The 26,956-nt window shown below is 61.9% G+C and carries 21 protein-coding genes and 2 pseudogenes; 18 read left to right on the plus strand and 5 right to left on the minus strand.

The features are described 5' to 3' along the window. Window positions 1-316 (minus strand): annotated as a pseudogene (locus QM685_RS14480) (L-rhamnonate dehydratase); the annotation flags it as partial. Between the two features lie 323 nt (window positions 317-639). Here QM685_RS14480 and QM685_RS14485 point away from each other — a divergent pair. The 5 genes and pseudogenes from QM685_RS14485 to QM685_RS14505 form a co-directional block, all read left to right on the plus strand. Next, window positions 640-788: pseudogene (locus tag QM685_RS14485) on the plus strand (site-specific integrase); the annotation flags it as partial. A 292-nt stretch (window positions 789-1,080) separates the two neighbouring features. Then, window positions 1,081-2,550: a trypsin-like peptidase domain-containing protein gene (locus tag QM685_RS14490; RefSeq protein ID WP_415117276.1), complete on the plus strand. Its 1,470-nt coding sequence runs from the start codon at window positions 1,081-1,083 to the stop codon at window positions 2,548-2,550. Between the two features lie 51 nt (window positions 2,551-2,601). After that, window positions 2,602-3,033 carry a carboxypeptidase regulatory-like domain-containing protein gene (locus tag QM685_RS14495; RefSeq protein ID WP_415117030.1) on the plus strand — a complete coding sequence of 144 codons (432 nt, stop codon included), beginning with the start codon at window positions 2,602-2,604 and terminating at the stop codon, window positions 3,031-3,033. A gap of 49 nt (window positions 3,034-3,082) precedes the next feature. After that, window positions 3,083-3,703, plus strand: coding sequence for a ubiquinol-cytochrome c reductase iron-sulfur subunit (gene petA / locus QM685_RS14500; RefSeq protein WP_415117032.1), 621 nt, complete (start codon window positions 3,083-3,085; stop codon window positions 3,701-3,703). Window positions 3,704-4,016: 313 nt separating this feature from the next. Beyond that, a complete protein-coding gene (locus QM685_RS14505; protein ID WP_415117277.1) occupies window positions 4,017-4,466 on the plus strand; it encodes an SET domain-containing protein in 450 nt (149 codons plus the stop codon). Window positions 4,467-4,618: 152 nt separating this feature from the next. Here QM685_RS14505 and QM685_RS14510 read toward each other — a convergent pair whose 3' ends face one another. Further along, entirely contained in the window at window positions 4,619-5,698 is a 1,080-nt protein-coding gene (locus tag QM685_RS14510; RefSeq protein WP_415117034.1) for a porin, read from the minus strand. Window positions 5,699-6,002: 304 nt separating this feature from the next. Between QM685_RS14510 and QM685_RS14515 the strand changes: the two genes are divergently transcribed. Both QM685_RS14515 and QM685_RS14520 read left to right on the plus strand, forming a co-directional pair. Continuing rightward, window positions 6,003-7,358, plus strand: coding sequence for an MFS transporter (locus QM685_RS14515; RefSeq protein ID WP_415117036.1), 1,356 nt, complete (start codon window positions 6,003-6,005; stop codon window positions 7,356-7,358). A gap of 112 nt (window positions 7,359-7,470) precedes the next feature. Further along, window positions 7,471-8,286 (plus strand): IclR family transcriptional regulator, encoded by an 816-nt coding sequence (locus QM685_RS14520; protein ID WP_415117038.1) that lies wholly within the window; start codon window positions 7,471-7,473, stop codon window positions 8,284-8,286. A 322-nt stretch (window positions 8,287-8,608) separates the two neighbouring features. On the opposite strand, the gene QM685_RS14525 is transcribed toward QM685_RS14520, so the two are convergent. After that, window positions 8,609-9,598 carry a molybdopterin-binding oxidoreductase gene (locus QM685_RS14525; RefSeq protein ID WP_415117040.1) on the minus strand — a complete coding sequence of 330 codons (990 nt, stop codon included), beginning with the start codon at window positions 9,596-9,598 and terminating at the stop codon, window positions 8,609-8,611. 600 nt (window positions 9,599-10,198) lie between these two features. Here QM685_RS14525 and QM685_RS14530 point away from each other — a divergent pair. From QM685_RS14530 to QM685_RS14555, 6 genes are all read left to right on the plus strand, one after another. Then, window positions 10,199-11,344: a porin gene (locus tag QM685_RS14530; protein WP_415117042.1), complete on the plus strand. Its 1,146-nt coding sequence runs from the start codon at window positions 10,199-10,201 to the stop codon at window positions 11,342-11,344. Between the two features lie 741 nt (window positions 11,345-12,085). Next, window positions 12,086-12,961, plus strand: coding sequence for an extracellular solute-binding protein (locus QM685_RS14535; protein ID WP_415117278.1), 876 nt, complete (start codon window positions 12,086-12,088; stop codon window positions 12,959-12,961). Next, complete coding sequence (locus tag QM685_RS14540; RefSeq protein WP_415117044.1) at window positions 12,958-14,787, plus strand: ATP-binding cassette domain-containing protein; 1,830 nt, start codon at window positions 12,958-12,960, stop codon at window positions 14,785-14,787. Before QM685_RS14535 ends, QM685_RS14540 begins: the two co-directional genes overlap by 4 nt. Before the next feature lie 420 nt (window positions 14,788-15,207). Next, on the plus strand, window positions 15,208-15,465 hold the full coding sequence (locus QM685_RS14545) for an acyl carrier protein (protein WP_415117046.1): 258 nt from the start codon (window positions 15,208-15,210) through the stop codon (window positions 15,463-15,465). A gap of 22 nt (window positions 15,466-15,487) precedes the next feature. Next, window positions 15,488-17,305, plus strand: coding sequence for a serine aminopeptidase domain-containing protein (locus QM685_RS14550; RefSeq protein ID WP_415117048.1), 1,818 nt, complete (start codon window positions 15,488-15,490; stop codon window positions 17,303-17,305). Between the two features lie 67 nt (window positions 17,306-17,372). Continuing rightward, window positions 17,373-18,950 (plus strand): amino acid adenylation domain-containing protein, encoded by a 1,578-nt coding sequence (locus QM685_RS14555; protein WP_415117050.1) that lies wholly within the window; start codon window positions 17,373-17,375, stop codon window positions 18,948-18,950. A gap of 92 nt (window positions 18,951-19,042) precedes the next feature. Here QM685_RS14555 and QM685_RS14560 read toward each other — a convergent pair whose 3' ends face one another. Further along, a complete protein-coding gene (locus tag QM685_RS14560) occupies window positions 19,043-19,690 on the minus strand; it encodes an alkyl hydroperoxide reductase (protein WP_415117052.1) in 648 nt (215 codons plus the stop codon). Window positions 19,691-20,002: 312 nt separating this feature from the next. Between QM685_RS14560 and acpA the strand changes: the two genes are divergently transcribed. Further along, on the plus strand, window positions 20,003-21,754 hold the full coding sequence (acpA, locus tag QM685_RS14565) for an acid phosphatase (protein WP_415117054.1): 1,752 nt from the start codon (window positions 20,003-20,005) through the stop codon (window positions 21,752-21,754). 199 nt (window positions 21,755-21,953) lie between these two features. On the opposite strand, the gene QM685_RS14570 is transcribed toward acpA, so the two are convergent. Next, on the minus strand, window positions 21,954-23,000 hold the full coding sequence (locus QM685_RS14570; RefSeq protein WP_415117056.1) for a GlxA family transcriptional regulator: 1,047 nt from the start codon (window positions 22,998-23,000) through the stop codon (window positions 21,954-21,956). A gap of 139 nt (window positions 23,001-23,139) precedes the next feature. Here QM685_RS14570 and QM685_RS14575 point away from each other — a divergent pair, with 139 nt between their 5' ends. From QM685_RS14575 to QM685_RS14590, 4 genes are read left to right on the plus strand one after another with little or no spacing between them, the layout of a single operon-like run. Then, a complete protein-coding gene (locus QM685_RS14575; RefSeq protein WP_415117058.1) occupies window positions 23,140-24,168 on the plus strand; it encodes an ABC transporter substrate-binding protein in 1,029 nt (342 codons plus the stop codon). Between the two features lie 14 nt (window positions 24,169-24,182). Continuing rightward, complete coding sequence (locus QM685_RS14580) at window positions 24,183-25,232, plus strand: ABC transporter ATP-binding protein (RefSeq protein ID WP_415117060.1); 1,050 nt, start codon at window positions 24,183-24,185, stop codon at window positions 25,230-25,232. Beyond that, window positions 25,229-26,140 (plus strand): ABC transporter permease, encoded by a 912-nt coding sequence (locus QM685_RS14585; RefSeq protein ID WP_415117062.1) that lies wholly within the window; start codon window positions 25,229-25,231, stop codon window positions 26,138-26,140. Before QM685_RS14580 ends, QM685_RS14585 begins: the two co-directional genes overlap by 4 nt. Beyond that, window positions 26,137-26,946, plus strand: a complete 810-nt coding sequence (locus tag QM685_RS14590; RefSeq protein ID WP_415117064.1) for an ABC transporter permease — start codon at window positions 26,137-26,139, stop codon at window positions 26,944-26,946. The genes QM685_RS14585 and QM685_RS14590 overlap by 4 nt, the downstream gene beginning before the upstream one ends. Window positions 26,947-26,956 lie beyond the last annotated feature (10 nt).

Genomic DNA, 26,956 nt, shown 5'->3' on the forward strand with positions numbered 1-26,956 from the left:
CCCAGGCGAGCGTGCGGCGATACATCTTCTGCCAGATGTACTCGTTATCGAACGGGTCTTCGCCGATGGCGATCGGCGCGAGGTAGTCGTCGATGATCTGCTTGGCGATGCGCGGCGCGAGCGCGCAGTTGCCGATGCCGACCGTACCGTCGTCGCATTCGATCTCCACCACCAGCCAGCCGTGGAAACGGAACGAGCCCATCGCGTCGCCGCGTTCGTAGAGGATGTCCACCGCGTTGGTGCAGAAATGTGCCTGCGGCGGTACGACCTTGCCTTTCCATTCGAAAACGCGTGCGCGCACATGCTTGATCTTCATCTCGGTTGTCTCAGTTTGATCGGGTTGTGCCGCGCCAGTCGGGGGTCTGTGCGGCCATTTTGGGTACCGCTAGTGTGCGAAACTTTTCGATAACTGACTATTGAATAATTTGTATCATCCTATTTCCCCTGGTTATCGCTCACCGGGACCCCGCGACGAGATGATTGCGCCCGCCTCCACCATCCGGAACCGGCTTCGCGTCGCTGTCTGCAACTGATGTACGCGCTCTGCGAAACCGTATCGGCATGCAGGCGGCATGGGGCCCACCGTCCATTGCGAGGCAGCGATCCGCAGGCCGCTTGCAGAAAAGCTGCGCCACACCCGCGACGCATGCGCTCGGGCGCGGCGCAGAGCTGACGACGGTGCGGGACGATCTGCGGCACGCTTCAGTGTCGACGATGTCGATCTATCTGCACAGCGATGTAGTGAAGAGGACAGCCCCATGAGCGACGTGTTCGCGGCGCGCAAGTAAGGTCAGTTCGATGCTATCCGGGTGCTGACCACGTGCATCACGCAGCGACGGCAACTCACCGTGCGACGACAGTTCCGCTATGGCGAGCTCCCCGACGATTGCGCGACGGGTGGAGTTGTCCTGCACGAATCTGCTCGGCACGCGCACGACGAACGCAACCCCGGAAAATCCGGGCAGCTTTTAAGGTTGCTTTAACAGTACCCACCTAGAGTGAATTCACAGCAAGCAGTATGGAGAACGCGCTGTAAAGGCGCGTTACCCGGACTCAGCGACTCGTATCGAGGGTAACGTGATGCGACTCGATAACCTCAAGCATCTCCTGATTGCGACGAGTCTGGCCGTCGCGGTATCCGCGGGCTGCGTGGCGCAAACCACTCCGAACAACGCAACGCCGGGTACGCCTTTGCTCGGTGCCAAACAACCTGGGCACGGACCTGCACACGACGAAGCGCCAACGCTAGTGACAGATTTCTCGCGCCTCGTCAGCGAAAACGGCAAGACCGTCGTCAATATCAGTGCCACAGCCGCACAACCGCGCGCCGCCCTCACTCCGCTCTGGCCCCCCGCAGGACGCGAAGAGAATCCACTTCCTCCACTATTCCAGCAGTTCTCCTCCCGACTCTCCGGCGCGACAGGTTCGCTTTCGAGACGCAGCGGTTCCGGATTCATCATCGTCAGCAACGGCTACATTCTCACCGACTCCAGCGTGATAGCGCATGCGACCAGAATCAGGGTGACGCTGACCGACGGCCGCGAGTTCAAGGCCACAGTGGTCGGCAACGATCCAGCCAGCGGCATCGCGCTGCTGAAGATTCCCGCCACCAATTTGCCGACCGTCAGAATTGGCTCACTGGCCGGGGACAAGGCCGGTCAGTGGGTTGCCTCCATCGGATCTCCTTATGGACTGAGCAACACGGTGACGGCAGGCATCATCAGCAACATGTCGCGGCCCCTGTCAGGCGAGTCGTACGTGCCGCTTATCCAGACTGACATGACGGAAAGCGATGGCGATGCAGGAAGTCCCGTCTTCAGTCTGAATGGCAACGTAATTGGTATTGAAATGCCTGTCATGAAAGAGGTCGGCTACGTGGAAGGACTCGCGTTCGCGCTTCCGATCGATGAGGCAATGAAAGTTGAACAACAACTGCAACTGCACCACGCGGCGGAACATGGACGCCTTGGAGTCACGATTCAGGATGTCAGTTGGCCGCTCGCGAAATCGTTCGGTCTGAACAAGCCGCAGGGCGCGCTCGTCAGCTCGGTCGATCCGCAAGGACCGTCCGCAAGATCAGGGCTCAAGCCAGGCGACGTCATCCTGAAGATGAATGGAACTGATATTCCCGATTCGACCCAACTGCCCGTCACCATAGCCGATCTCAAACCGGGCACGCCGGTCCATCTCACGTACTGGCGCGATAACGCCATGCGTGACACGACGGTCACACTGGGTCGCCTCGATGCCGCTGCTCTCGCGCCTTCGGCAATGGCACGGACGAGTGCCGCGGATGGATTGACGGTGCGCGGCCTGACAGCACAGGAGCAACGCGACGCAGGTGTCAAAGGTGGCGTTCGCGTGGAAAAGAGCACGGGTCCCGCCGCGTTCGCCGGCATCGAACCGGGCGACATCATCCTGATGGTCGACAACGCGCATGTGTCAGGTCCCGCCGAGTTCCGGCAGAAAGTCGGTAACAGCGGTAATGCGGTCGCGCTGCTGGTCCAGCGCAATGGTCAACGTATGTTCGTCACCATCGACATGGGCTAGCGGCGCAGTGGCGGCACATGGATCACTGCCGCACGTCTCAAGGAGGTTGAAATGAAACGGACTTCAATCGTGAAAGTGGGCTTTACTGCTCTGGCACTGGCCACGAGCGTCCAATACGTGTTCGCGGCATCTCAGCATCTACCCGCGATACAACACGAGGGTGACGTCACCTTTCTGACCGGCGGAATTGGTCTCGACCAGTCCACCGCTATCAGGAAAGCCATGCCCCAGTATCCGCTCACGCTCGAGTTCGCGGGTAAAGCGACGGGTGGGAACGAATACCTCGCAAACATACCGGTACAGCTATCCGACACGCACGGCCATACGGTGCTGACGACGACTGCCAGGGGCCCATTCCTGCTGGCGTCGCTGCCGCACGGCCGGTACAGCGTGACGGCCACATACGACGGCAAGACGAAGCGGCGGGCCATCGATATCGCCCCGTCATCGCATGTGCACGAGCTGTTCCTGTGGCCTATGTAAGGCTGGTGCGAGCGGCGACATCGCCGTGGTCAGTTTCCTGGAGCTTGCAATGAACACCCGTTCCGGCGAGCGTCTCGACGAACATCGTCGTAGATGGCTCATTGCAACATCGACCGCCACCGCCATTGGAGGAGTGGCAACCGTCATTCCTTTTGTCGACTCCTTTGCGCCGCCGGAGAGTGCAAGGGCAGCCGGTGCGCCGGTCGGTGCCGACATCAGCAGACTGGAGCCCGGCACCATGATGACGATAGCGTGGCGCGGCAAGCCGATCTTCATCGTCAACAGAACCAGCGAGATGCTGTCGGCCGTGACCAGGGCCAATCCGATGGTCGCCGACCCTCATACGGAGCATCCGTTCTCAATGCCGCTACCGGTCTACTGCAACAACGAATACCGGTCGAGACCGGAGCATCGCAACATACTCGTGGTCATCGGCGTCTGCACGCATCTGGGCTGTACTCCTCTTCCCCGCTTCCAGCCCGGCCCGCAACCCAGCCTGCCCGACGATTGGCCCGGCGGTTTTCTTTGTCCATGTCACGGCTCGACCTACGACCTGGCCGGCCGTGTTTTCCGGGACAAACCTGCGCCCCAGAATCTGGATGTGCCCCGTTACATGTTTACGTCATCAATGAACATCGTTGTCGGGCAGGATGAAAAAGGCGAGGCATAAACGGGCACGGGCGTATTCAACTTTCGTACTGCAAGCGCGTCCCCTGCCAGCTGAGCGACGTGTTCGCGGCGCGCAAATAAAGTCGTCGGAATGAAATTTTGCTTGCTATCCACGAGCACCGCGCATCGACGGAAAACCGGCCTGTTCGCCCCTGGCGGCCGATTTTGCGGCAAAACCGGAGTCCGAGGTGAATCGGGGCTAGGCCGTTAGTTGTATTTTGGCGAGAACATTGAACACCTGGAAGCGTGGCAATATGCTTCAGATCGCCTATCAACCGCCCTCAACGGCCGACGCACCCGAAGGAAACGACACCATGCGATTGCGACGCATCACCGCTCGACGCTCTCCGGTACATGGCATGGGATTGTTCGCGCTACAGCCAATTGCCGCGGGCGAGCGGGTCATCGAGTACAAGGGGGAGCTGACCAGCTGGCGGCGCGCCGCCGTTCGTCAACGCTCCGAGGCTGGCCACACGTTCGCATTCGGTCTGTCTGACGGACGTGTGATCGACGGCAGCCGTGGCGGCAACAGCGCCCGCTTTCTGAACCACGCCTGCGCCCCTAACTGCGAGGCGATCGAGATGGGCGAGCGGGTGTTCATTCACGCGCTCGCTGCTATCGCAGCCGGCGACGAGCTTTTTATCGACTACGGTCTGTCGGTCGACGGTGCGGTCACCGACGACATTCGTGTCCAGTACACGTGTCATTGCGGCGCGTCGGCATGTCGTCGATCCATGCTGGGCAACAAAGCCGGGGCAGCGTAAGCCTGCCGCGCGGACGATCCGATGAGCGATGCTTCCGGCGTCTCATACGGCTACGTTACGTTGCAGCCTGCAAACGAATCTTGCATTCCTGCCTGAAGTCCGCTCCAGGGATTTGATCTCCCTACATCCAGTCGAGCGGACTGCCTGCATACTCAAAAGGAATGCGTGACGCCCACGTGCGCCAGTAACTGCGACTGACTCGACGAATTCCCGTTCGGATAGGTCGCTGCCGTCGCGCCGTTTCCAGAGGCTTTCTGATACGTCAATGTCACCTGAATCTGGGTGCGCTTTGACAGCGAATACAGATTCCCCGCCTCGATCGTATTCCAGTGGTCCGAGGCCATCCTCGAATACGTGTAGTTCAGCGTCACGGCTTCTGCCGGCGTGAAGCGGTAAAGCAGGCCGACATCCTGGTTATCGACATGAGTGGACGCGCTGGCGCCCTTGATATCCGTTCGCGTGAACAGCGCATTGACCAGCAAGGGTTCGGTCAGTTGATACGTCAAGCCGATCCCCAGGTTATTGACCTCGTCCGACTGGAATGTCTTCGACGACGACAGCGTTTGCCCTAAAAAGCTCGTGAAACCGAAATACGTGTACATGTCGAGCGTGCGACGCTTTGTCGTCATATACGTCACGCCTGCGGACAACGGCCCGTTGTCATAGGTCGCGAAACCGCCCGCCGTATGTCCGGTCGCATCCGATCCGGCGAACCCATACATGCCGCCCACGCGGAAACCCGCCATATTCGGGCTTTTGTATTTCACCGCATTTTCAATCTGATAGCCGTTGGTCAGGCTGTCGAGATTGCCCGCGTGGAATGCATACAAATTGCGATTCCAGAACGCATTCGAATAGCGGATCGCGACATCGTCCATCAGATCCGATTGACGCCCCAAGGTCAGCGCACCATATGGACTGTCGATTCCCACATAAGCCTGTCGATCGAACAGCGTGTTTGGTTTGATCAACGTGCCGGTGTTGATATTGAAGCCGCTTTCGAGCGCGAACAACGCGGTGTAGTGCTGACCGAGATCTTCTTTTCCCTGCAAACCCCAGCGCGTCGGCGAGCCGATGCCCGACGCTGTGCCGATTGTCGAGCCGCCTTTCTTGTTACTGATGTAGGTCAGTCCGGAATCGACTTGCCCCCACAACGTGAGCGAAGAACTCTGCGCGTGAGCGAGTGAGCAGAGCACGAAACCGCATCCAGCGAGCCATCCTTTTTTATTCACTATGCGCTTCCTGGTGAGGACTGTTGGCAGATGGCTTCCCCGATAGAACTCAAAGGACTGACCACCCATGGATAAAACGACTTTTTGTGGTCAAAATCATAGCGATGCATTTTGGCGTAAATCAAGTAAAAAATTAATGTTCTAAGGATTGACTACGTTTTTGACGGGGCGCAATATCCTTCCGGTGGTTAAATCATCCAAATATGGACAGTTTGTTGGGTCGATTGCGAAGTTGCGGTCCGGTACGGTCAATGGCTGCGCCAGCCGCATTCGACACAACGTCCTCTAACTCGAAGAGACCCCCATGTCCGGGCAAAAACCCACCCGAATCCGTTTTCTGATGTTGTGGCTGGTTTTCGTCGGCACGGTCATCAACTACGTCGATCGCGCCAATCTGTCGGTTGCGGCGCCGCTGCTGAAACACGAATTTTCATTGGGGCCGCTCGAAATCGGCGTGTTGTTCTCGGCGTATTCGTGGACCTACGTGCTGGCGAATATTCCGGGCGGCTGGATCGTCGATCGCTTCGGTTCGCGGATCATGTATGCGCTCGCCTTGCTGGTGTGGTCGTCGTTTACGGTCGCGCAGGGATTCGCGGGCCGCTTCGCGACGATCTTCGGTTTGCGCCTGGGCGTCGGCGTCGCCGAAGCGCCGACTTTCCCGATCAACAACCGCGTGGTGTCGATCTGGTTCGCGCAGCGTGAGCGCGGCTCGGCCACGAGCATCTATCTGGTCGGGCAATACATCGGCATGGCCGCGTTGACGCCGGCTCTGTTCTGGATCGCCAACGCGCATGGCTGGCGCGCGATCTTCTTCGCGACCGGGCTGGCGGGCATCGTGTGGGCAGTCGTCTGGTATCTGCTGTATCGCGATCCCGAAGTGTGCCGCTGGGCCAATGAAGCCGAGCTGAATCATATCCGCACCGGCGGCGCGCTGGTCGACACGAGGGCGGGACATTCGGGCAAATTTCCGTGGCGCAAGCTCGGCGTGGTATTTCGTAATCGTCAGATCGTTGCAATCTGCGTGGGGAAATTCGCGTCGCTGTCGTCGCTGTATTTTTTCCTGACCTGGTTCCCGAGCTATCTGATCAGTGAACGCCATATGACGATTCTGAAGGCGGGCAGCGCCAGCGCCGTGCCATTCATTGCGGCATCGATCGGTGTGCTGGCGGGCGGCGCCTTGTCGGACTGGTTGTTGCGACGCGGCACCAGTGTCGGGGTCGCGCGCAAGACACCGATCATCACCGGCTTGCTGCTGGTTCCCACGATGACACTCGCGACGCTGACGGACACCAACTGGATTGTGGTCGCGATCATGTCGTTTGCGTTTTTCGCGCAAGGCGTCGCGTCGGCATCGTGGTCGCTGATCGGCGATATCGCGCCGAAAAGCATGATTGGCATTACTGGTGGCGCGGTGAACTTCGCGGGCAACCTGTCTGGTATCGTTACGCCAATCGCAATCGGCTTCATTCTGCGCGAGACAGGCTCGTTCGGCTGGGCGCTTGGTATGATCAGCCTGTTTGCGGTGCTCGGAGCGCTCTCCTACACGTTCCTGCTCGGCGACGTCAAACGCATCGAAATCGACGACAACGACGATGGCGGCCATCGTGGCGGCATCAGCCAACAAGCAGCCAAAGAAACAGCGGCGCTGAGACACGATTGAATCGGGCTGGCAGACAGCTTGAGCCGCCCTTGTCTGGTCAGCGGCGAGACAACGTCAGGCCGTCGACCCTGGAGACCATGCATGTCCAACCCCGCCACACTGAAAAAGGGTTATGCCAGAATTCAACGACACCACGCTCGACGCCGATGATCAGTACCTTGTGCCGGCGCTGGAGCGTGGACTCAAGATTCTCGAACTATTCAGTCATCGCGATCCTGTGCTGACGCCGAACGCGATCGCGCAACGGCTCGGGCTGCCGCGAACGACCGCGATCCGACTCGTGCAGACACTGAATACGTTGGGCTATCTGGAGCGGGCGAATCGCGACCGCGATTTTCGGCTCGGACCGCGCGTGATGAAACTCGGTTTCGACTATCTAACGTCGCTCGCGATCACCGATATCGGCACGCCGGTTATCGAGCGGTTGCGCGATGCAACCGGTTTCGCAAGCCATCTGGTGGTGAGAGACGGACGCGATGTCGTATTCGTCGCAAAAGCGTGGACGCATGACGCCACGCTCAGCACGATCAAGGTGAACGTCGGCACACGCATTCCCGCGCACGCGTCGGTCCACGGTCACGTGCTGCTCGGCGATCTCAGCGAGGCGGAAATCGAAGCCCTGTTCCCCGAGCCGATGCTTCCCACCTACACGCCGTCTACGCCACGCACTGCAAAAGAAGTCTTCGACCGTGCACAAAAGTATGTTGCAGAAGGCTGCGCGGTCAGCGAATCGTCATTCGAACCCGGCATTTCGGTAATCAGCGCACCGGTTCGCGACGGTTCGAGCATGATCGTCGCGGCCGTGACGCTGACCGTGGCACGGCCGTTCCTGGAGAAGGCAATGGTAGACAAAGGGCTGGTGGGACAGGTGATGCATGCAGCTTACGAGTTGTCGGAGCGATTGAATTATCACGGCGCGAAATCATAGCGTGTCGCTCAAAACAGCGTCATGCAACCCGGTTGGCAAAGTGTTCAGACAGCGTTGCATAACTGGAAACGACTTGAACCGGGGACCGATCCCCATCAGCGATCTGGAGTCTACCGGCGAATGGTCGGTCGTGGCTGACGAGACGTACGACTAATTGCAGATCGCATTCATCTAACGGCTATGGGTAGAGCCCATCGCAGCCGCGTCGGTTTCGATGCATCGCCATAGTCAGCATCACGGTCAGAAGACCGCGCGGAAAAATGCCATAGAGGCTCGCGTGCCGCGCTTGCCCGCACAGCGCGAGCAGCATGCGTCGGAACGACTAACGGGGTGCCGTCACCACTTCGAGCGCGACCAGATTGGAAACATAACGCCCGGCCTTGCCATCGTTCGGAATCACGAGGCGCGCGAAGCCTGTTGTGTCGAGCGGTGATCCGTTGACGGCGTAAGCGACGATATCCGGCTGATTACCAAAGTCTGGCGAAAGCTCCGCCGCCGAGAGAACGACGCGATAGCCATCGGTGCCCGTGGCAATGACATAGAAGCCAAGCAGATCGTTCTTGACGGCTGAATTGGTCTGAATACCCGCCGCGTTGAGCAGGTCCCAGAGACTCACGCCGGTATAGGAGCTGGTTCCGACGGTGCGCGTGACGGCAGGCAACGCCTGAAGCGCCGCAAGATCGAACGTCGCAGGCTTTGCGATAGCGCCCAGCAACTGAAACTGCGTGCTTGTCCCACCGCCGCTTGCGGTCACAGCCGAAGTCGCCGAATGAACCTCCAGCCTCACCAGGTTCGATACATAGCGGCCGCCTTTCACATCGCCCGGCGCCGTGATGCGAACCGGACCATCAGTGCTCGTCAGTAAGGAGCTGACGCCACCGATCGTTTCGGCGTAGACGACTTCGTTGCCGCGATTACCGAAGTCCGGATCCACCTCGCCCATCGCGAAGAGCGAGCGATAGTTGTCGCTGCCCGTTGCCACGACATATTTCGCGAGCACATCGTTTTTGACCGCGGGATTCGTCGTGATGCCGATCCGGTTCAGCAAGGTCCAGAGGCTGGTGCCCGTGTAGGTGTGTGTCTCCGAGCCGGTGCCGCTGGTGAACGAGACTGTCTGCGTGCTCACTGGCATCGACTGGAGTTGGGCGACCGACAGAGACGCCGGGGCTGTGACATCGCCCGAAACCGCCAGCACGGCTTGCGACGACGGCGACAAATCGTTGTTGCCGCCGCAGGAAGCTGCGCCGATCGTCACCGGCATCAGCAGAACCAGCAGGCGTACGAGGTAGCCGGAATCACGTAGGAATCGCATCGTCAGGCTCCGTTTCGGTTGTGGTGAGCGGGTGTCCATCTCGCTATATTCATCGATATATATCGAGAACATTACAGATTCACCCAAATCGCGCAACGTAGGGTATCTAGCAATCCCGCAGGCATCCATCCGACGAATGGAGCTTCCGGATGTCTGCCGCGCAGAGTGCTGTCCGCTGTCAGTTCCGGATGAGAAACAGTTGAACGAATGTGTCGTACTGTCGGCGATCGAACTTTCGCCGGGAGTTCCACCAGGCAAGGCCCGATAACTGTCCGGGTTATCCTGGATCATGAGTGAAAGACTGTTATCCCATGTGTCGGAAAGACGACAAACAGCTGTTAAATTGTTTACGAGAAGATAACATTTCGCTATATTCAACCGGACATAACGGAGCAGGACGGTAGCAGCGCTCGGGGGCACTTGTCATCAACGGCAATCGTGCAACGCCACTTCGCTTTTCACCCATGCAACTGGACGTCCCAGCCAGATTGCAACACTGCATGTCTTCGCTCGTTGTCCTTTCATCAAACCTGTGTCAACCCTCGCCGTCGCCGTGCAGTTCGATTCGCGCGACGCATCCACCATAAAAGAAGAAGGAAAATGAAAAAGGCCATCCTCGCCACCGCCGTCCTCGGCACCGTGTCGCTCAGCGCTCAGGCCCAATCCAGCGTAACCCTTTATGGCTTGATCGACGCCGGTATCAGTTATGTGAACAACGCCGGTACCGCTAGCCATTCGCTCGTCAAGTATGACGACGGCGTGGCATCCGGCAGTCGGTGGGGCCTGCGTGGCAGCGAAGACCTGGGCGGTGGACTCAAGGCGTTGTTTGTGTTGGAAAACGGCTTCAGCACCGCCAATGGCGCAGCTGGCCAAGGCGGCGCCATGTTCGGCCGCCAGGCATTTGTCGGTCTGTCGCAGAACGGTATCGGTTCGCTGACATTCGGTCGCCAGTACTCGTTTTCGACCGACTACCTGGGCGCGACCTACTCGACCGGTAGCCAGACTGTTGCAGGCAACTACGCTTACCACATCAACGATGTCGATCAGCTGACGTCGAGCCGGATCAACAACGCTGTCAAGTTCACCAGCGCAAACTTCGCGGGACTCACTTTCGGCGCCTTGTATGGCTTTTCGAACCAGGCAGGCGCGTTTGCCGGCGCACCGGCAAACGGCACGGTCGCGGGTTCGTCGCGCGCTTACAGCTTCGGCGCCAACTATGCAAATGGCCCGGTCAGCGTCGGCGCCGCGTACACCGACATTCGTTACCCGAGCCAGGCAACCCCCGCCTTCTCGACCACGATCGCGAATGTTTCAATGGGCAACGTACGCGATCTGCGTACGTTCGGCGTGGGTGGCCGCTACGTGATCGGTGCGGCAACGCTGTGGGCGCTCTATACCAACACGCGATTCGAAACGCTAACGGGCTCCGCAACCACTTTCACTGCCTACGATGCGGGGGCCAAATATGCGTTTACCACTGCACTCGCCATCGGTGCGGGATACACGTACATGCATCTGGGCAACGCTAACAGCGGTCACTGGAATCAGGGTAGCCTGAGCGTCGATTATTCGCTGAGCAAGCGCACGGACGTTTACGCACTGGCCATTTATCAGGCGGCCTCGGGACGAAATGGTACGCAGGATGTGCAGGCGCAGATTGGCTCCAGTACGAGTTTCTTCGGTCCATCGGGATCCAATGCGGACGACCAGGTCGCATTCCGCGTCGGCGTTCGTCACCGCTTCTAATGGCTGGATGGATGGCGGCACGTCGCATTCCTGAACTGCCGGAGCCGCCACCAGTGCATTAAAAGTTTCTCCGGCGCACGGTCGCAATGTACGTCGCCACTGGACGACAGCCGAGACCAAACGGTCGATTGGTGCAGGGCGCCTAATCGGGCGTGCCGGTCTCTGCACTCACACGCCGAGCACCCGTGTATCGATCTGGGCGAGGCGTTTCTTGCGCTTGTTCACGTATCGGCGCCCTCAAAGGCGAGCACGAGCCAAGGCGCCGGAGCCACGAGGTCATCATGTCGCGCATCAATTCGACGCTGATGAAAGCGCGCCGGGCGTGGACCTTCGTGTTGCTCGCGGTCTGTCTTTGCGGTTGCGCTTCGCAGTCTGCGAGCGTTCCTCGTCGACCGACGGGCGGACCTTCACGCCCTATGCGGCCGTGCCCGTACGCTGATCGTCGCACGCTTCGGATTCGGGTCCGCCGGTGCCGTGTTCGAGATCGCAACACCCGTCATGAGCGCGAACCCCGCTGTTCCGGCGGCAAGGCCCAGCGATGTGGCGTTCTCGTGAGTGATGATCGCGACGACCTCGATGCGCACGACTACAAACAGCAATGCTTCAAAGGGTTTACCGGGAGAGCCGGCGGCCGGGTTCGATTTTTCTTGTCACTGAAGCGAGGAAAAAACTCGTATTTTTAGGCAGAATGCCGTCCGTCGCTCGTAATATATCCGTCTCTACAACGCGATGGGGAAAATGATGTTTCGCAAACTTCTGGTATCGATTGCGATGGTGGCCGGCATGACCGGTGCGCAAGTGTGCGTAGCGGACGAAGGCACGGTCAATGTGTTGTACGCCGGTTCGCTCGTCAACCTGATGGAGCGCAGTGTCGGGCCGGCCTTCGAGAAAGAAACGGGCCTGCGCTTCCAGGGGTACGCTGCCGGTTCGAACAAGATTGCCAATGAGATCAAAGGGCAACTACGGCGCGGCGACGTGTTCATCAGTGCGAGCCCCAAGGTGAACACGAGCCTCATGGGCACGGCCAATGGCGAGCATCTCACGTGGTACGTCAACTTTGCAGAGTCGCCGCTGATGATCGGCTACAACCCGCAAAGCCCCTTCGCCAAAGAGTTCAAAACAAAACGTTGGGACCAGGTGCTGCAGGAACCGGGCATCCGCATCGGCCGCACCGATCCGAAGCTCGATCCGAAGGGCGCATTCACGATCGAGATGATGAACAAGGCCGCTGCCCTCTATCATCAGCCCGATCTCGTCGAGAAAACGTTGGGCGCGCCGGACAATCCCGCTCAGGTATTGCCCGAGGAAACACTGGTGGGTCGGCTGCAATCGGGTCAGCTCGATGCCGGCTTCTTTTACTCAACGGAGACCTCGGACCTGAAGATTCCAGCCGTGCAACCTGCGTCCGAGCTGCAGGCCAAGGCGAGCTACACACTTACCATCCTGAAGGACGCGCCGAACGCGAATGGTGCGACCCGCTTCGTGGACTTTCTGTTGAGCGCCAGGGGCCGTGCACTGCTGAAAGAACATGGCGTGGACATCATCAAGCCGACAGTCACAGGCGACCGGCAGGCCATACCGCCCTCGGTGCAAGCAGTGCTCGATGCCGCGCAATGAAGCATCAGGCGGCCCGACCACTGACTGCGCTGGCGCTGCTTCTCGCCGTCTACCTCTGCGCGCCATTCGTGGCGAGCATCCCGCAGATCGGCCGCGCGGATTGGGCGGGTGTCGACTGGCATGCGGCGTGGTCGGCCGTGGGTGTCTCCGTCGCCAGCGCGAGCGTCGCCGCGTTCCTCATTCTTCTGGGAGGCGTGCCGCTCGGTTACTGGCTCGCGCGGTCGTCCTCGCGCGGCCTTGCCGTGCTCGGCTTCATCGTGCAGTTGCCGCTCGCGCTGCCGCCGCTCACGAGCGGCGTGCTGCTACTGTTTCTCGTCGGTCCGTACAGCGCGATCGGCCGCACCATCGGCGGACTCACCGATACCTTCACCGGCATCGTGCTCGCTGAAACCTTCGTGGCCGCGCCGTTTCTCGTCATCGCGGCCCGCTCGGCATTCGCCTCCGTCGATCCGGTCTTCGAAGACGTTGCGGCGACGCTCGGCCATCACGCCGGGAGCCGATTCTTCAGGGTAGCGCTGCCCGCTGCATGGCCGGCCATCCGCGCCGGACTCGCGCTCGCCTGGCTGCGCGCGTTCGGCGAATTCGGCGCCACCGTGATGGTCGCGTACCACCCCTACTCGCTGCCGGTCTATACCTATGTCGTGTTCGGCGGTCAGGGGCTACCCGCGATGATGCCGCTGCTGCTGCCCACGCTCGCGATCGCCGTGACCTGCGCGGCGTTGTCGGCCTACCGCCGCGGCGACACGGAACCGGCAAGCTCCGCCCTCGCGGAGCCGGGCGACGAACCACTGGTCATCGCCGCGCGCCCGGTGTCCGCGCGGGCCGCCGAAGACGCGCGTCTGACGTGCCGGCTGACACGGCGCCTTGGCGCGTTCAGTCTCGACATCGCATGGGCGCCGGTCACACGGCGGCTGGCGATCATCGGGCCATCGGGCTCCGGCAAATCGCTGGCGCTGCGGCTGATCGCGGGCCTCGAAACCAACGAGGCGGGCTCGCTCACGCTCGGCGCGACGGACCTCGGCGCGTTACCGCCCGAAGCGCGACAGATCGGCTACATGCCGCAGGACTACGGCCTGTTTCCGCATATGACGGTGGCGCAGCAACTGACGTTTCCGGTTCATGCCGATGCCGCTGCCGCCCGCTACTGGGTGGGCCATCTCGGCCTTGGCGCGCTCGAAAACCGGCTGCCGAACCAATTGTCGTTCGGCCAGCGACAGCGCGTGGCCCTCGCCCGCGCGCTCACGCGTCACAGTCAGTTGCTGCTGTTCGACGAGCCGTTCTCCGCGCTCGATACACCGCGACGCCGACGGCTTCAGCAGTCGCTACGGGCGCTGCAACGCGAAATCGAAGCGGTCACGATCATCGTCACGCACGATCCGGACGAAGCGGCGCTGCTGGCGGACGAGGTCCTCGTCGTCGATCAGGGCCGGGTATTGCAGGCGGGCGGCATCGCCAAGGTGTTCGCGCAGCCGGCGACGATGCGGGTGGCCGAACTGCTCGGGCTGTCCAATGTCGGTCGTGGCGCGGTGCGCGCGCCGAAGCGCATCGAGCTTGCGCCCGGATGGGTCGTCGACGCGAACTGCATCGAACTGCCGATTGGTTCATCGGTCATGTGGCGGCTCGCCTCGCACGCGATCGTGCTCGCGCCCGATGGTCCGCATGCGGGCAGCGTCGTTGCGATCGAACTGCGCCGCGGCGAGCGGTTCGCACGCCTCGATGCATACGGAGTGAGGATCGATGTCGCGCTCAACGGTACTTCGCTCGACGAGGGACAGCAATGCCGGTTCTTCGTCGCCGTCGAGGGTGTGTCGGTGTGGCCCGACTAGCCTCGCGCAACACCTGCGTCATCAGCGGCCGTCGAAACCATGCGGATCAGCGGCCTTGTATCTCGACCCAGGCGGCGGCGATCGCTGCCAGCCAATCTCTCCGCCCGATCTCCCGCGGCAAACTTACCTCGTCCGGACAGGGTTTCTTCAGATCATCTTGGTTCGATGGCGCACAGATCGCGCAACATTACAATTTAATAATCGTCTCACTTCAGTGCGGCGCGGCAGTCCGCGATTGACTTGAATAACACGACATCGCTGAGCTGTCTGAGTTTAAACATTGTGGGCTTGTTTATAAAAGCACCGTAGGACGAATTTGAAAAACGATATACCGAGAACTTTCGCGAAATCCGCATCCGTCAAATTGCGACCGCGCGTATCCACGACGGATAGCCCAATAGCCTCTTAAAGGTGATCAAGATGAAAGCCGAGTTGCGCCGCGTTCTTTCGGAGACCGCGTGCCTTGACGTGCCGGTCGAGACATTGAGCGATACGGACGACCTTTACGCCGCTGGATTGTCTTCGCTAGGGACGGTCCGTGTAATGCTGGCCGTTGAAGACGCTTTGGGCATAGAGATGCCTGGCGAATTAATTACGTTTGAGCTATTCCAAAGTATCGATTCGCTCGCGTGTGCGCTTGCACCGCTCGTACCGAAGAATCTGGTGGCTTGCCAGTAGTGCGTGGCTGTGCGGCGATAACATGACACCCAATCCTACAATGAGGCCCGTCACCTTCGATTGCTGCCATGGGTGGCTGCACCTGCCGGCAGGCCGCAACGCCACGACGGGCGTCGTGCTGTGCGGCCCGTTCGGCTATGACGCGCTATGCGTCCATCGCGGCTGGCGAGACTTTGCAATTGCATTGACGGCCTTCTGCGGGATGCCAGCTCTTCGCTTCGACTATCCGGGAACCGGAGATTCGGACGGCAATGAGGAAGACCCGCGGCGCTTTCGCACATGGATCGATAGTGTCAAGGCCGCGGCGCAGTATCTGCGGGACACGACCGGCGTGACACGCCTGATTTTGTGCGGGCTGCGTTTAGGCGCGACGTTGGCAGTCCTCGCGGCCGAAGAACTGGACGGCGTCGATAGCCTGGTTCTGATGATGCCCGTCATCGCCGGCAAGCGTTATATACGGGAACTGGGCATGCAGCATCAAAGCTGGCTCAAGTCTCCAATGGGCCGCGAAAGCGCCGACCCGTACGACGATGCGCGCGCCGTGGGCGTGTTCGGATTCCAGCTGTACGCCGACACGCTCGAACAACTCGCCGCGGTGGACCTCGTCCACCACGCGCGGGCCTCCGCGCCCCGTGTGTTGCTGCATGATATTTGCGACAGCGTATCGATGAGCCGGCTGGCCGAGCGTTACCGCGGTCTCGGTGCGAAAGCAGACGTTCAGATTTTTCCCGAGTACGACAAGTTTCTGGTCGAGCCTCGGCTTAGCGTACCTCCCCGGCGAGCATTCGACAGCGTGTTCGAATGGCTCGGCTTCCAGTCCGATACGATAGCGACGCCGGCGGTCGAGATACTTGCTCCGCACGCCGACGCACGGATAGATTTTGCGGCAGGTCATGAAACGCCTGCTGTCTTCGGAGACGGGCGCTATGTCGGCGTATTTTGCCAGCCGCGCCGCGCGCTCCAGTCCGCTCCCGCCGTGCTGCTCGTCAATGCGGGAGCCGCTCATCGCATCGGCGATGGACGCCTGGCCGTACTGATGGCGCGACGGCTTGCGCGGCAAGGAATCGCCTCGTTACGCATGGATCTGGGCGGCATCGGCGATAGTCTTCATCACGAAAACGCGCCGACGCTCGAAGCCGTCTACGCCCTGCATTCGGTCGCCGACGCGACAGCCGGAGTCGAATCGCTGATAGCGGCCGGACACCGGGAGGTCGTCATGTTCGGCGTCTGCACGGGCGCATACGTCGGCATTCACACGGCGTTAGCGCATCCCCGCGTTGTGGGCTGTATGTCGGTCAACCTGCCGTTTTTCTTATGGGGCGCCCCGCAAACGAAGGCGCGCGCTCTCCATTTCGGATCGAACCGGATGTACTGGCGTGCGATCCGCAGCCCCCGTAAGTGGCTCCGCCTGCTGACTGGGGGCGCGGACGGGCTGGCGAAGGTCATGGAACTCGCACGCCGCTGCAACGCGCGCCTGACTTCGCTCGTCACGAGTCCGTTCGAAGGCCGGCTCGGCGTCAATACTTCGACGGGTCAGATCCGCCAGTTGATCAGGGACCTTGGGCGCAAGGGCGTGCAAACGTCGCTGGTGTACGGTTCGCTCGATACGGGACGAGATGAACTGGAGACCCATTTCGGACCGAGCGGGCGCCGACTCGACAGGCAGACGAACGTGACGGTGGATATCTTCGAGGAATTGGATCACGCATTGTTCTCGTACACGGCGCGCAACATCGTGATGGCTCATTTCGAGAAATTTATGCGCGAGAGATTCCGTGGTGTCGGCACGCCGGTATCCAGGCCCGTAGCGTGGACCGAAGCTGACGAATGTTTGCGGTAAGAGGTGGTAATGCGGCTCGGAGTGGCTAAAAAAAGGTCAAAAAATTATGTGTTACGGAGCTGGTCAGATGTTGCAATCCTACTTCTTCGATTCTGCTGCGAACCAGCCGGACAGCCCTGCGTTATGGGTCGATAAGCATCTTTACAGCTACCGCGAAATGGAAACCCGGGCCCGTCGCGTGTCCGCGGGACTGGCGGCGCTTGCACCGGGCGGCAACACGGGCCGATGTTTGCTGTTTGGACATCGTAGCGTCGACGTCTATGCCGGCGTGCTGGGAATTCTCGACGCCGGTATGGCCTATGTGCCGCTCAGCCCGAAGATGCCGCCTACGCGGATCGCAGCCGTCATCAAGGGATCCGGTGCGCCGTTGATGCTGGTCGATCGGCGTTGCGCCGCGTCGCTCGATGAAGTGCTGTCCCTGCTCGACGAACCCCCGCAAATTTTTCTGCTCGACGCGGACGCGGACGAATCGCATCCGCCCTCCTCCGCCGCCGCTCCGGCGCCGCTGCCGGCCGCGCCGTACGTGCGGAATCAGGGCTCCCCGCACGACGTCGCCTACATACTTTTTACGTCGGGCTCGACGGGAGAGCCGAAGGGCGTGCCGATCACACATGCGAACGTCGACGCGTACGTGAAGGGCCAATTGCAACTGGTCGATAAAGTGCGCGATGCGCGTTATGTGCAGCTATGCGAGCTGACCTTCGATCCGTCCGTGCACGACATGTTCGTCTGCTGGGCGAACGGCGGCTGCCTGTACGTGCCTGAAACCGCCGATCCCGTCTATAACGCGGGCTTCGTCCAGACTCACCGGATTACACATTGGAATAGCGTGCCTTCAGTAGCCGGCTTCATGCAGCAAATGCGCAAGCTGACACCGGGTGCATTCCCGAGTCTTCGAGTGTCGTCGTTCGGCGGCGAGCCGTTGCCTCGCTCGCTGGCGCAGGCGTGGATGCGGGCCACGCCGAACGGCCGGCTCCTGCACATGTACGGGCCGACTGAAACGACCATCGCCTGCACGTGCTTCGAGGTCACCCCCGAATTCCTGGAAGACCCACAGCACATGGTCATCCCGTTGGGCTCGGCGCTCCCCGGCGTGGAACTGATGATCGTGAATGCCGAGCTCGAGCCGGTCGCTGCCGGGCAGACGGGCGAATTGCTGATTGGAGGCCCGCAGCTTGCCGGCGGCTATCTGTCGCCTGACGAACCCGGCAATGGCAGGTTCATTGCGAAGACTTATCCGGGGCTGTCCGCGCGTCGCTGGTATCGATCCTCCGACGCCGCGCGCGAAACGACGCCACACGGAATCGTGTTTCAGGGACGTCTGGATACGCAGGTCAAGATTCTCGGCAACCGGCTCGAGCTGGAAGAAGTCGAACATGTCGTGCAAACGTCCAGCCATGCCGCGCTGTGCGCGGTTGTCCCCTGGCCGCTCGACGAAGTCGGCAGAGCAACCGGTCTCGTCGCCTTCGTGACAAATCCCCAGGTGGAGACCGCGCTGGTTCTGCGGGCGTGTCGACAGCGCTTGCCGGCCTACGCGATGCCGCAACGGATCGTTGTCATCGATGCGTTCCCGCTTACGGTGAACGGCAAAATCGATAGAAAGGCACTCGCGGGACAGTGTGCACACGCCGATCTCGCCGCATGAGTTTACGCAATGGACCGCGGTGCCGAATTTCAGATAACGCCCCCGGGCAAACTCGACAGGCTTACTCGCTACCGATCGATCCGACCGACCGCTCAGTGCTTCGGTCTGCCCGCCATCTGCAGCGCCGCTCTCATGCTTATTTCCAGGTCTTGAAGTCTCGCGCCGAGCTCCTCGAAGCTGCTGCGCCCCTCGCCGAACATCTCGCCGTTCATGTAGATCGTCGGCACCACGCTAATCTCGCGCGCCAACACCTCTCCTTGAAAGACTCCCCCGTCGATCGTAATGTTGTGAATCCGTGGATTGATTACCGTCATCATGTTCAGCGCTTGCACAACGTCTACACAGTTTCTGCAAGATAGCGAAATGTAGGTTTCGAAATAATAGTCACGTTCCAGCATTCGAATCTGTTCAATGGTCATACGGTCGGCTATGACGGGATGCCCTCCAACCTGGAGTATTGCAAGGACAAGGGACGAAAATTCAGGCCCGGTTGGCGTGCCGGCAAACTGGATGTGGGGTTGTGCTCCCGCCCGCCTGATCGAGAACGACGGCTTGCGTTCGTCGCCCTGCGGCTCCTCGATGATCGTCACCAGATCTGTCAACGACGCGATTTCGTTCAACATCGCCAGCATCTCGTGCGATTCCTGACTATCGCCACCCGGGGAGACGATCAATTCGACCGGTCTGCGGATATTTCGCAGATACGTCTGCAGTTGTGACCTGAGACTGACATTTAACATGGCTCGATCTCCCAAGGCCCTGCACTAAGTTATATGACGAAGTGACAGGAACTGAAAGAAATCTGGATAAAACCGTGCAGCGCCGATCAGCCTGAAGAATCACGAGAGCATCAGGCTGAACGTCCGCTCCAGTCATCGTTCTGTCATTCAAATCCGCCGCCTGCACGCTACCATCTGAACCAGCACGGAGGGCGCACGGCCAGCGCGCGGGACGATCCATCAGCGCACATGCGGCCAGTCGCCCAAGCCCGGCCCGCGCTTTTCCCGACGCACACCTCGCCTTTAGCCCTGTCACGACAAAAAGGAAACGACATGACAAAAAAGGAAGACCAGTCTGCCGAAGTCTCGCAATCGACTGACGCAGAGAATACGCCCTCCGCCCCGAATCCCGGCCGCCGCACGTTTCTCGGCGGCCTTGCGGCGGTCGCCGTCGGCGGCGGCCTCGCCGGCTGCGCCGCGCCCGAGGGCACGGGAGATGGCCGCACCGCGCGCGGCCTCGCCGGCGCCGAACTCGATGCTGCACTGCGCGAAAACGTCAGGACGATCGTCGTGATCTATGCCGAAAACCGCAGCTTCAACAACCTGTTCGGCGACTTCCCCGGCGTCGAGAAGCCGCTCTCGTTGGTGAAGCCCGCCGACTACGTGCAACGCGATCGCGACGGCAAGACCCTGTTGCCGCGGCTGCCCCCCGTGCCGGGCGGCTGGCTGTTGAAGGATCAGGTCGCCGACGGCGTCGCCTACCCCGCCGGGCAGCAGTACCAGACCAACCTGCCGAACGGGCCGTTTGCGCTCAAGGGGCCAGCCGGCGAAAACCTGCCGCTCTCGCTGATTACGCACGATCTGTGGCATGTGTTCTATCAGAACCAGATGCAGATCAACGGCGGCCGCAACGACATGTTCGTCGCCTGGGCCGACTCCGCCGCCTTCACGATGGGCCACTACGCAAACACCAGCTACGACCTGCGCATGTGGGATCTCGCCGGTGAATACGTGTTGTGCGACAACTTCTTCCAGGGCGCGTTCGGCGGTTCGTTTCTCAACCACCAGTATCTCGCCGCGGCCACGCCGCCGCGTTATGCGAATCCGCGCGAGAGCATCGCGAAGTTCCAGATCGCGGAGACCGTGAGCGGGCGCCCCGACGACCCGAACCTGAAACCGCTGGCGGCTTCGCCCGCAAGCGCGATGGATGGCATCCCGAAGTTCGGCCCGAGCGCGCTCACCCCACCCGAGACGCTGGCCGACGGCGCAACGCTGAGCTACGCCGTCAATACGATGATGCCGCCTTACCAGCCGACGCCGCTCAAGACCGGCGCCAACGGCGAGGTCGATTTCCGGCTCGATGCGAACGCGATGGCGGTGCCGCCGCAGACCCATGAGCACATCGGCGACAAGCTCGACCGGCGCGGCGTCGAATGGGCGTGGTATGCGGGCGCGTTCCAGGAAACGCTCGACAGTCAAGGCAAGAACCTCACGAATGGCTCGCCCGTGATTCCGAACTTCCAGTATCACCATCAGCCGTTCAACTACTTCCGCAATCTCGGGCCGGGCACCGAGGCTCGCGCAAAGCGCCTGCGCGATGGCGGCCTCGGCGACGACGAAAGCACCAACCGCTTTCTGGCGGACGCGCGCGCCGGGCGTCTGCCCGCCGTCACGTTCTACAAGCCGCAGGGCAACCTGAACATGCATGCGGGTTATGCCGACGTCGCCTCGGGCGATCGCCACATCGTGCACGCGGTCAAAGCGCTGCGCGCGAGCCCGCAGTGGAAGAACATGGTGGTCGTCATCACCGTCGACGAAAACGGCGGCTGGTGGGACCATGTCGCACCGCCGAAGGGTGATCGTTGGGGGCCGGGCACGCGCGTTCCCGCACTCGTCGTCTCGCCGTTCGCGAAGAAGGGATACGTCGACCACACGGTCTACGACACGGGCTCGATCCTGCGGCTCGTGACGCGCGTGTTCGGGCTCGAAACGCTCGACGGTCTGAAGCTGCGCGACGACTCGATGCGCGCGCGTGGACAGACGCCGATGGGCGATCTCACCCATACGCTGACGTTCGGCGCATAACGGGAGTGAAGCCGGTGCCGTCGCGCCGGCGCCGGCTCTGGTTGCGGCGCGTGCGCTGCCGGCATGCCCGAGGCATCAGCCCGCTCGCCGAACTTCCATGCCCGTGCGTGGGACCACGGAGACGGTCTGAGGCTCTATCCGGATGAGTTGCATCTCACGCTGCAAGGTCGAACCCGTGTCCTTCGACGCTGCGGCAACCCTATTCCCTGGCCGAACCGGCGTCTTTCAGGAATTGCCTCGGCGACACGCCAAACCGCGCCCGAAAGTCGCGAGAAAAATGCGCGCCATCTGAAAAGCCACAATCCAGCGCGATTTCCGTGATGCTGCGCGGATGATTGAGCAGTCGCCAGCGCCCATATTCGAGCCGCATGCCACGCACGAAGGCCATCGGCGACAGGCCGAGTGTTTCCTGGAACGCCCGTTCGAGTTGACGTCTTCCGACGTTCACGTAGCGCGCGATCGCATCGAGCGTCGGTGGATTGTCGATGCGCTGTTCGACGTAGTGCGCGGCCTGGCGCACCCGCACATCGCGGATGTAACTCAGATCCGCATAGAAATGCGCCTGCGGCACCTTCGCCGGGCGAATGCCCTGCAACATCATGTGGCGCACCACCTGCTGCGCCTTCGCGCTGCCGCAATGGCGATTGACGAGATAGAGGCCGAGGTCGATCGCCGCGGTCGAACCGGCGCAGGTAATCACGTCGCCTTCGTCCACGAACAGATGATCGACGACGGCGTGCATCGCGGGAAAGCGGTCGCGGAACGCGTCGAGCACGTTCCAGTGCACGCACACCGTACGCGAGCCGATCAAGCCCGCCTGCGCGAGCGTGAACGTGCCCGTGCAGATGCCGAGCATCCGCACCCGCGCCGCGCTGGCGCGCTCGAGCCATTGACGCATTTCGGGCGCGAGCTGCGCATTCGGATAGTCGTTGCCGCCGCACATCGCGATGTAGTCGAACTCGCCGGGATCGTCCGCGAGCGCGCTGCCGACGTTCACCGTGAGCCCCGCGCTCGACATACGCGGCAAACCATCGAGGCTCATCACACGCCAGCGCACGTGGATCTGCCGGCTGCGTCCGCCGTGATCCGCCGCCAGCCTCAACACGTCGATCAAGCCCGAAAACGCCGCCAGCGTGAATTGATGCAGCAGCACCAGCCCGACCGACAGCTGCGGAGCGGCGGGCGGATCGGCGAAAAGCGGCGACGCGGGCGCGACGGCGGCGTCGATCGGCGGCAGGAGCTTCATGACGTTTTTATACAAGTTTTTGGCACCGATCGGCAATCGGGATCTTTCTGGCGCCCAGATGATGCGCAAACGGGAGCACACCACACCGACGACATCCTGAATGGGGAACGACATGAGATATCTCGCCCGCAGTTCCGTAATGAGCGCAGTCGCGGCGGCAGCCTTGTCGCTGTGCGGCACGGCGTTCGCGCAAGCGTCGAAGATCACCGTCGCGATGTACGGCGGCAATTGGGGCGACGCGTTCCAGGCGTGCGTCGCGCAGCCGTTCACGAAGGCGACCGGCGTGACCGTGGTGCCCGAGATCGGCACGTCGACGACGACGCTCGCCAAGCTCCAGCAACAGAAGAATTCGCCGACCATCGACGTCGCGTGGCTCGACGGCGGCATCAGCGAACTGGCGTGGCAGGCCGGCGTGCTCGATGCGCTCACTCCCTCGGGTATACCCAATCTGAAGAACGTCGTGCCGCAGGCGGTGTATCGCGATGGCGGCCTGATCTACGCGGTCAGCTCCGGCTACTACTCGCTCGGCCTCACCTACAACACGAAATCGATCAAAACCGCGCCGAACAGCTGGAAAGACCTGTGGGATCCGAAATACGCGGGTGCGGTTGCGTTGCCGTCGCCGTCGAATTCGGCGGGCGTGCCGTTCGTCGTGTTTCTCGCGCAGCACGTGTGGGGCAACGATCCCAATCAGCTCGAGCCGGTGTTCGCGAAGCTGTCGCAACTCGACGCCGGTCTGCTCTACGACAGCTCGGGCGCGGCGAGCAACGCGTTCCAGAGCGGCGAAGTCATCATCGGCGCGCACTTCAACGTCGGCGCGTGGGACCTGATCGACAAGGGTGCGCCGATCGGTTTCGCGATCCCGAAGGAAGGCGCGTGGGCGACCGACGCGCGTCTGCACCTGATCAAGGGCTCGCGCAACAAGGCGATGGCCGAAAAATTCATCGACACGGCGCTGACGCCCGCCGCGGCCGCGTGTCTTGCCACGCGTCTCTATCTCGGGCCGGCGGTGGCCGGCGTGCGGTTGCCGCCCGCCGTCGCCCGCAAGCTGCCCTGGGGCGCGAACGGCTCGGTCAACGACCTGAAGCTTTTCGATTGGGCGGCCATCAACGCTCGCCGTCAGGAGATCGTGTCGGCATGGAACCGGCGCGTTGCGAGCAAGCGTTGAACACGCCCGTCGCCATGCCCGACCTTCTCTCGCTCGCCGGCGTCTGCAAGCGCTTCGGCAGCCAGCTCGCGCTCGACCACATCGACCTGACCGTACGCCGCGGCGAATTCGTCGCGCTGCTGGGGCCGAGCGGCTGCGGCAAAACCACGCTGCTGCGCGCGATCGCCGGTTTCCAGACGCCCGATGCGGGCGCGATCGTGATCGACGGACAGGACTTCACGCATCTGCCGCCGCACCGGCGTCCATTGAACACGGTGTTCCAGCACTACGCGCTGTTTCCACATCTGAACGTGCTCGACAACGTCGCGTATGGTCCGCGCCGGCAAGGCGCGTCGCGGCGCGATGCCGCGCAGCGCGCGCACGAAGCGCTCGAACTCGCCGGCCTCGCGACGTACGGCGAGCGTTTTCCGCGCGAACTGTCCGGCGGCCAGCAGCAGCGCGTCGCATTGGCGCGCGCGATCGTCAATCGTCCGAAGCTGCTGCTGCTCGACGAGCCGTTGTCGGCGCTCGACATGAAGCTGCGCAAGCGCATGCAGCTCGAACTGAAGCATCTGCAGGCGCGGCTCGGCATCACCTTCGTGTTCGTCACGCACGATCAGGAAGAAGCGATGGCGATGGCCGACCGCATCGTCGTGATGAACGCGGGCCGGATCGAGCAGATCGGCGCGAGCGACGACATTTACAGCAAGCCGGCCACGCGCTTCGTGTCCGAGTTCATCGGCGAAGCGAATCTGATCGGCTATACGGTGCGCGACGGAGCGATGGAGTGGGCGCTGCCGGGACTCGCGCCGCTGCCCGCGCCGGCCGGTGCGCCCGCGCGCGGCTTCGCGGTGCTGCGGCCCGAGCATCTGCAACCCGGAACGGATGCACCGGGCTGCCAGATCAGTGGCCAGTTGCGCGACATCGTCAACCTCGGCAGCCACGCGCTCTTTTACGTCGATGTCGCCGGCGCGAGGCTGGTCGCGCGCGCCTCGCGCAAGGCGGCGCTGTCGACGCCGATCGGCGCGACCGTGCCGCTGCGCTTCGATCCCGCCGCGCTGCATCTGATCGGAGACACGCAATGAGCGCCGCGTCGTCGTCACCGCACTCGCCGCTCGCCGGGCCGTCGCCCCGCACGCTCGCGCGCCGCCGGCTGCGCGCGCCGCTGGCGATGCTGGCGTTGCCGGTCGCGTTCTTCGCGGCGTTCTTCGTTGCACCGCTCGCCGTGGTGCTGATCGCGAGCTTCACGCGGATCGCGGCAAACGGCGCGACGATCGTGACGCTCGCGAACTACACGCGCGTGCTCGCCGATCAGTACCACTGGTCGGTGATTCTCGTCACCTTCCGCATCGCCACCGCGAGCACGCTGCTGTGCGTGGTACTCGGCTATCCGCTTGCCTGGTATCTGGTGCGCATCGTGCGCTGGCGCGCGTGGCGGCGTCTGTGCGTGGTGCTGCTGGTGGTGCCGATGTTCACCAGCAATATCGTCCGGTCGTTCGGCTGGATGGTGCTGCTCGGCCGCAACGGCCTCGTCAACCAGACGCTGATGTGGGCCGAAGCGATCGAGCGTCCGGTGCGTTTTCTCGGCACCGAGACCGGCATTCTGATCGGCATGGTCTACGTGCTGCTGCCGTTCGTCGTGCTGGCGGTCGGCAACGCGCTCGCGCAGGTCGATCCCGCGCTCGAACACGCTTCCGCCGATCTCGGCGCGACGCCCGCCGAGACCTTTCGATACGTGATCTTTCCGCTGACGCTGCCCGGTGTGGTCGCCGGCACGATCATGACGTTCACGCTCGCGGTCAGCGCGTACGTCACGCCTGCGCTGCTGTCGGGCGGACGCGTTTCGGTGCTGTCGATGCTGATCTATCAGCAATACAGCGCGACCTTCGATTTCCACTACGGTGGGGCGCTCAGCGTGGTGCTGCTCGCGTTGACGCTCGCGCTGATCGGCGTCACGAGCCGCATCGGTGAAACGCGAGGCAAAGCGCGATGAGCACGGCGATGATTCCCCGCACGCTGATGCGCGTAGTCAGTTGGCTGACGCTCGCCTATCTGCTGTTGCCGCTCGTGGTGATCGTCGGCAGTTCGCTCACGCGCTCGGAATTTCTCGCGTTTCCGCCGCAAGGGCTCACGCTGCGCTGGTACGCGTCGATGCTTCACGACGGCAGCTACATCGACGCGTTCACGACCAGCACGCTGCTCGCGCTGGCGGCGACGGCGCTCGCACTCGTCCTGACGATCCCGACCGCGCTTGCGATCAGCCGCTACACCTTTCCCGGCCGCGCGCTGCTCTCCGCGCTGCTGATGGCGCCGCTGATATTGCCGCACATCGTGCTCGGCGCGGCGCTGCTGCAGTTCGGCGGCTACTTCGGGCTCACGCGCAGCTTCCTGTCGCTGCTGATCGGGCATACGGTGATCGTCGCGCCATTCGTACTGCGCTCGGTGCTCGCCGTGATCACGCCCGAACAGCGCGCGCTGGAAGAAGCGTCCGCCGATCTCGGCGCCGATCCGTGGACCACGTTCCTGCTCGTGGTGTTGCCGGACCTCCGCCCGGGCATCGTGGTCGGCGCGATCTTCGCGTTCATCTCGTCGTGGATCAACGTCGAACTGTCGATCTTCAACACGACCGCGTCGCTCAACACGATCCCCGTCAAGCTTTTCAACTACGTGCAATACACGATCGATCCGACCATCGCCGCCGTGTCCGGCGCGACGATCGTGGCATCGATCGCCATCATCGCGCTGCTCGAACTGACGATCGGGCTCGACATCCTGCCCGGGCGCAAGCCATCGAACTGACTCACCCATT

It is taken from the genome of Paraburkholderia sp., from assembly GCF_047605525.1.
Taxonomy (GTDB): Bacteria; Pseudomonadota; Gammaproteobacteria; order Burkholderiales; family Burkholderiaceae; genus Paraburkholderia.

What these genes read in the sequence shown, in the direction of transcription:
- QM685_RS14490 (WP_415117276.1), top strand. Translation starts at nt 1,081, where the DNA reads ATGCGACTCGATAACCTCAAGCATCTCCTGATTGCGACGAGTCTGGCC.
- QM685_RS14495 (WP_415117030.1), top strand. Translation starts at nt 2,602, where the DNA reads ATGAAACGGACTTCAATCGTGAAAGTGGGCTTTACTGCTCTGGCACTG.
- petA (WP_415117032.1), top strand. Translation starts at nt 3,083, where the DNA reads ATGAACACCCGTTCCGGCGAGCGTCTCGACGAACATCGTCGTAGATGG.
- QM685_RS14505 (WP_415117277.1), top strand. Translation starts at nt 4,017, where the DNA reads ATGCGATTGCGACGCATCACCGCTCGACGCTCTCCGGTACATGGCATG.
- QM685_RS14515 (WP_415117036.1), top strand. Translation starts at nt 6,003, where the DNA reads ATGTCCGGGCAAAAACCCACCCGAATCCGTTTTCTGATGTTGTGGCTG.
- QM685_RS14520 (WP_415117038.1), top strand. Translation starts at nt 7,471, where the DNA reads ATGCCAGAATTCAACGACACCACGCTCGACGCCGATGATCAGTACCTT.
- QM685_RS14525 (WP_415117040.1), bottom strand. Translation starts at nt 9,598, where the DNA reads ATGCGATTCCTACGTGATTCCGGCTACCTCGTACGCCTGCTGGTTCTG.
- QM685_RS14530 (WP_415117042.1), top strand. Translation starts at nt 10,199, where the DNA reads ATGAAAAAGGCCATCCTCGCCACCGCCGTCCTCGGCACCGTGTCGCTC.
- QM685_RS14535 (WP_415117278.1), top strand. Translation starts at nt 12,086, where the DNA reads ATGTTTCGCAAACTTCTGGTATCGATTGCGATGGTGGCCGGCATGACC.
- QM685_RS14540 (WP_415117044.1), top strand. Translation starts at nt 12,958, where the DNA reads ATGAAGCATCAGGCGGCCCGACCACTGACTGCGCTGGCGCTGCTTCTC.
- QM685_RS14545 (WP_415117046.1), top strand. Translation starts at nt 15,208, where the DNA reads ATGAAAGCCGAGTTGCGCCGCGTTCTTTCGGAGACCGCGTGCCTTGAC.
- QM685_RS14550 (WP_415117048.1), top strand. Translation starts at nt 15,488, where the DNA reads ATGACACCCAATCCTACAATGAGGCCCGTCACCTTCGATTGCTGCCAT.
- QM685_RS14555 (WP_415117050.1), top strand. Translation starts at nt 17,373, where the DNA reads ATGTTGCAATCCTACTTCTTCGATTCTGCTGCGAACCAGCCGGACAGC.
- QM685_RS14560 (WP_415117052.1), bottom strand. Translation starts at nt 19,690, where the DNA reads ATGTTAAATGTCAGTCTCAGGTCACAACTGCAGACGTATCTGCGAAAT.
- acpA (WP_415117054.1), top strand. Translation starts at nt 20,003, where the DNA reads ATGACAAAAAAGGAAGACCAGTCTGCCGAAGTCTCGCAATCGACTGAC.
- QM685_RS14570 (WP_415117056.1), bottom strand. Translation starts at nt 23,000, where the DNA reads ATGAAGCTCCTGCCGCCGATCGACGCCGCCGTCGCGCCCGCGTCGCCG.
- QM685_RS14575 (WP_415117058.1), top strand. Translation starts at nt 23,140, where the DNA reads ATGAGCGCAGTCGCGGCGGCAGCCTTGTCGCTGTGCGGCACGGCGTTC.
- QM685_RS14580 (WP_415117060.1), top strand. Translation starts at nt 24,183, where the DNA reads ATGCCCGACCTTCTCTCGCTCGCCGGCGTCTGCAAGCGCTTCGGCAGC.
- QM685_RS14585 (WP_415117062.1), top strand. Translation starts at nt 25,229, where the DNA reads ATGAGCGCCGCGTCGTCGTCACCGCACTCGCCGCTCGCCGGGCCGTCG.
- QM685_RS14590 (WP_415117064.1), top strand. Translation starts at nt 26,137, where the DNA reads ATGAGCACGGCGATGATTCCCCGCACGCTGATGCGCGTAGTCAGTTGG.